Source organism: Rhodothermales bacterium (assembly GCA_013002345.1).
Taxonomy (GTDB): domain Bacteria; phylum Bacteroidota; class Rhodothermia; order Rhodothermales; family JABDKH01; genus JABDKH01.
Map to the genome: position 1 here is coordinate 1 of JABDKH010000029.1, position 4,532 is coordinate 4,532.

General features: G+C 56.8%; 5 protein-coding genes. All 5 read left to right on the forward strand.

Annotated features, from left to right (window positions below; translation table 11 throughout):
- A partial coding sequence (locus tag HKN37_01315; protein ID NNE45278.1) for a glycosyltransferase family 2 protein occupies positions 1 to 626 on the forward strand: 626 nt, incomplete at its 5' end.
- The gene (locus HKN37_01320; protein ID NNE45279.1) at positions 623 to 997 is read left to right on the forward strand and encodes a DUF2304 domain-containing protein; all 375 of its coding nucleotides are present in this window, start codon (positions 623 to 625) and stop codon (positions 995 to 997) included. The genes HKN37_01315 and HKN37_01320, both read left to right, overlap by 4 nt.
- Positions 998 to 1,051: 54 nt before the next feature.
- A complete protein-coding gene (locus tag HKN37_01325; protein ID NNE45280.1) occupies positions 1,052 to 2,308 on the forward strand; it encodes a glycosyltransferase family 4 protein in 1,257 nt (418 codons plus the stop codon).
- Entirely contained in the window at positions 2,305 to 4,029 is a 1,725-nt protein-coding gene (locus tag HKN37_01330) for a hypothetical protein (GenBank protein ID NNE45281.1), read from the forward strand. Before HKN37_01325 ends, HKN37_01330 begins: the two co-directional genes overlap by 4 nt.
- A 22-nt stretch (positions 4,030 to 4,051) precedes the next feature.
- Positions 4,052 to 4,532, forward strand: a 481-nt coding sequence (locus HKN37_01335; protein ID NNE45282.1) for a glycosyltransferase, incomplete at its 3' end; no start/stop codon positions are given.

A 4,532-nucleotide genomic window follows, 5' to 3' on the forward strand; every position in this document is an offset into this window, starting at 1 on the left:
CTCCGACCCTTGACCGACTGGTTGTTCAGGACGGCTCCAGTGATTCGACGCAACAGGAAGTCGAGGAACTGGGCGAGATGCAATTGAATCTCCCCTTCAACATTGGCTACGGCCTGGCTCTGCAGACCGGTCTCAAATACGCCATTGAGAAGGGCTATGATCTTGTCGTCTGCATAGATGGCGATGGGCAGCACCGGCCCGAAGATGTCCCGGCGCTTCTGGAGGAGCAGAAAGAAACCGGTGCGGACGTAGTAATAGGTTCTCGTTACCTCGGGAAATCGTATCAGGGCCCGTTGGAACGTCGTGTAGGACAGATGCTGTTCTCCAGCTTGACGCATTTCTTAATCGGGCACAGAATTTTTGATACTACATCCGGCTTCAAGGTTCTCACCGCTCGAGCCTGCGAAGCAATGAGCAGCGGTATCTTCCTCGACTTCCATATTGAGACGATTGTGCGACTCAGCATTCTTGGTTTCAAGATTGTCGAACATCCCGTCGTTGTGAAAGAAAGACTGCACGGCCGGTCGATGCATACCTTCTGGAACGCTATCCAGTATCCGATCAAGACGTTAGTTCTGACCATCGCGGCCATCACCGACGCCCTCCTCAACCGGGAACAACCATGAGCTTACAGGGAATACTCCTCGTCGATCTGATAGGACTCGCGTTGATCGTATTGATGATCAACTTGCTGCGCACGCACAGGCTCAATGTGGGATACAGCCTGACCTGGATTGCCGCGACGCTCGCCTCTATGGTGATCGTGTCAGTGCCCTCACTTCTGGATCTTCTACCACGGCTAGTCGGTGCCGAGTATCCAGCCTCCGCGCTCAGTCTGTTGGCGTTTCTGTTCATCTTCCTGGTACTGATATTTATGAGTGTAAGACTGTCTCACCTGTCAGCACGACAGATCGAGTTGGTGCAGATGCTGTCAATAGATCGCGTGGACGATCAACCAGATCATCCGCGATCGGACGGGGTGACTGAAGATGAGTAGGCGCGGATCAGCCGTAGCCTGTTGTGCACAGAGACGGTGTGCAGGAGGTATGTATTGACCCAGTCCAGAGCGCGTATCTGCATACTGACAGAAACGTTCTTTCCGGTTGTTGGCGGAGGGGAAACGCAGGCGCTGGATCTGGGCAACAACCTTGCAGAACGGGGACACTCAGTTATCGTCGTCACCAGACGCTCGGATGCTACTCATGAAAAAAGGGGCAAAGTTGGCGAACTATTGGTGTTTCGAGTCACTCCCTCCGGTACCGGGCGCCGGAAGAAGTGGGGACTCCTGCTCACCGTAATACCGGCGCTCATCAGACTTCGCGATCGATACGACGTTATCCTCGTGTCGGGGTATCGCATCATCGGACTCACGGCGGTCGCCATCGGAATGCGCCTGGGAAAGAAGATCCTGCTAAAGGCTGACAGCCTCGGTGAGATGTCTGGAGAGTTCTTTCGACGCGGGCTTGGAACCGTGAGACTCTCGACAAAGAACCGGGCATTCAGATTCTTCATCAATACTCGAAATCGAATCTTGCGACGCGCCGACGGCATGGTATCCATCTCATCGGCGGTACGAGATGAACTACTGGAAGCGCACATCCGGCCCGAGATGATTCACGATATCCCGAACGGTGTGGACACCACAAGATTTACACCTGTGAGCGATCCGGTGAAGGCGCGTCTTCGTGACCGACTCGGTCTTGATCAGCACGCCCAGATTGGCGTCTATACTGGCAGGCTCGTGTCGTACAAGGGACTTGCGTTGCTGCTGCGAGTGTGGAGGGAAGTTGTTGATGAATTTTCCAACGCGAAGCTCTTGCTCGTTGGCTCGGGAGGATTGGACATGCACAACTGCGAAGACGAGCTCCGATCATACGTCGCCAATCATGGTTTGCAGAATCATGTGAGCTTTTCCGGATCGGTCCGGAACGTCGAGGAGTATCTGCAGGCATCCGACCTGTTCGTCTTTCCAACAGAGAGCGAGGCTTTCGGGCTTTCGCTTGTCGAGGCGATGGCGTGCGGGCTACCGGTAATTACGACTACCGTCGGGGGCGTTCGCGACATCGTCAGACACATGGAGGACGGCCTGATGATTAAGCCGGCAGATAGCCATGCGCTCCTGGCCGGGATTCGAAAGCTCCTGGATGATCCAGACCTCCGGACGCGACTTGGTTCGGCAGCCTGCCGAACGGCACGAGAACGATTCTCCTCCGTCCGAGTGGCAGATCTGTACAGCAGCCTTATCGAAACACTTGCGAGTTCTGGACAACCCGTAGGAAACGCAACGGGGTCGATCAGCGAGAAATGAATACCTCGAAAGACAGTGGACGGATCGCGAGCTCCTGGGAGCGTTGGGTGCCCGGTGTATGCCGACTTGCAGCAGTGGGTCTTGGTGTGCTTCACACGGCTGCGGCCGTCCGTCGTTTCTCCATGAATGCAGATGGCATTAGCTATCTCGACATCGGGGATCTTTACATGCGCGGCGACTGGGCGGCGGCCGTGAATTCGGTCTGGAGTCCCATGTACTCGTGGATCCTTGGGTCGGTCTTGTACATTTTCGAGCCGTCGGCTCGATGGGAATTCGCCGCAGTGCAACTCGCTAATCTGGCGATCTATCTGGTCGCGCTGTTGAGTTTCGAATTCTTCTGGCGCCAATTGATGACCCATCGCCGCAGCCGTCTCGGAGACAGCCGGGAATCCCGGTCCGGTCTGCCGGACTGGGCATGGCCGGTGATCGGATACGGTCTGTTTATCTACACGTCCCTCGGGCTTATAGAACTCTGGTCGGTGACTCCTGACATGCTGATGACCGTGTGGGTCTATCTCGCATCTGGTCTCATACTTAGGATTCGAAGCGGAACGGATTCCTGGGCCGCGTTTGTCGGAGTCGGTTTGTTGATGGGAGCATCCTATCTGACGAAGTCCGTCATGTTGCCCCTGTCTCTTGCGTTCATATTGGCAGCGTTTCTGTCGGCTGGACGGCAACGCCGACTCGTTCGAACGGCCGTAGCGCTTGGAGCTATGCTTGTTGTCGCGGCTCCCTTCATAGCCGCGATTTCATCGTCGACCGGACGCTTCACAACGGGTGACGCCGGTCGCCTAACGTTCCTGCGTCACGTCAACGGAATTTCGTACCCGCACTGGCAAGGATCGGTCGATGGGTTCGGCCAACCGGAGCACGGTTCGAGGCTGGTTCACAACTCCCCACCGGTCTATGAGTTCGCGGAGCCGATTGCTGGTACGTATCCGATTTCGTTTGATCCATCCTACTGGTACCGGGGGGCGATCGTCCAGCTTCAACCCGCTCGACAGCTGATCGCTGTCGCAGCCAGTGGACTGTTCTACGCCGGACTTTTCTTCATGGACCTGGGGGCAATAACGTTCGGCATTGCTTTGCTCTCCATCGTGGGTGCCGGTAAGATCGACGAGTGGTGGGAGGGCATCCTGAATCGAACGCTCCTGCTCCCGGCCCTCGCGGCATTTGCACTGTACGCGCTCGTTCTGGTCGAAGGTCGATACATCGCGGTGTTTGTCGTTCTGTTCTTTGGAGACCTGCTCGCAAATCTCGTCGTCAAGGATTCCCACCGGAGGCTGGCTGGTGTGGTGGCGGCCCTAATGGCCGTGTTCCTTGTAGTCCGGATCGGCATCTTCAATCTTGATGGCGTGGTTGCTCTTGCGGCGCCACACAGTGCCGAGCAGACATCTTCGAACCGACCTGACTGGCCGGGCGAACCGGCGGAAGTGCTTCAGGAGCTCGGAGTCGTTGCCGGTGATCATGTGGGCGTGATCGGATATGCATTCGACTCGTACTGGGCACGGCTGGGCAGGATGAAGATCGTCGCGGAAATGCCCGGTACGGTCGCGGACATCTTCTGGTACGGCGATGAATCCAGTCGTACGGAGGCACTCGGCGCGTTCCGCCGCACTGGAGTGCGGGCGATCGTCGCCGAAAGTGTGCCATACCGTGCAAATACCACCGGCTGGCGACGTGTGGGCGAGTCGGATTACTACATCTATTTGTTTCGATAAGGAGTCTGAGTAGACAGCTTCTATGCAAGTCGGCCCAGCCAGTCAACATCTCCCTGTTAAATCAGGGCTTGAGCGTGTCGCGGTTGTGATTCTCACGTACAACCAGCGGGACATGACATTGAGATGTCTGGACAGCCTGCAAGAAGACGACGACCAGCCGTTCGACATCCTGCTGTGGGATAACGGATCCGCAGACGGCACGGCCGAAGCGGTAGCCGCAGCGTTTCCCGGAGTGATGCTCCACGAGAGCGCGGACAACCTCGGTGTGGCCGGCGGAAGGAACGCCGCTGCCCGTCTGGCCTTCGAGAAACTGCATCCGACCTATCTCCTGTTCCTCGATAACGATATGGTCGTTGAGCCGGGATTCGTGAAGGCCCTTCTGGCTCCTCTCCGCGCCGATGATCGCGTTGGACAGACGCAGGCCAAGCTGCGTTTTGTGAATGATCCCGAACGACTCAATGACGGCGGAGGCTGTGACATCAGCTTCATCCTCGGACGGACCA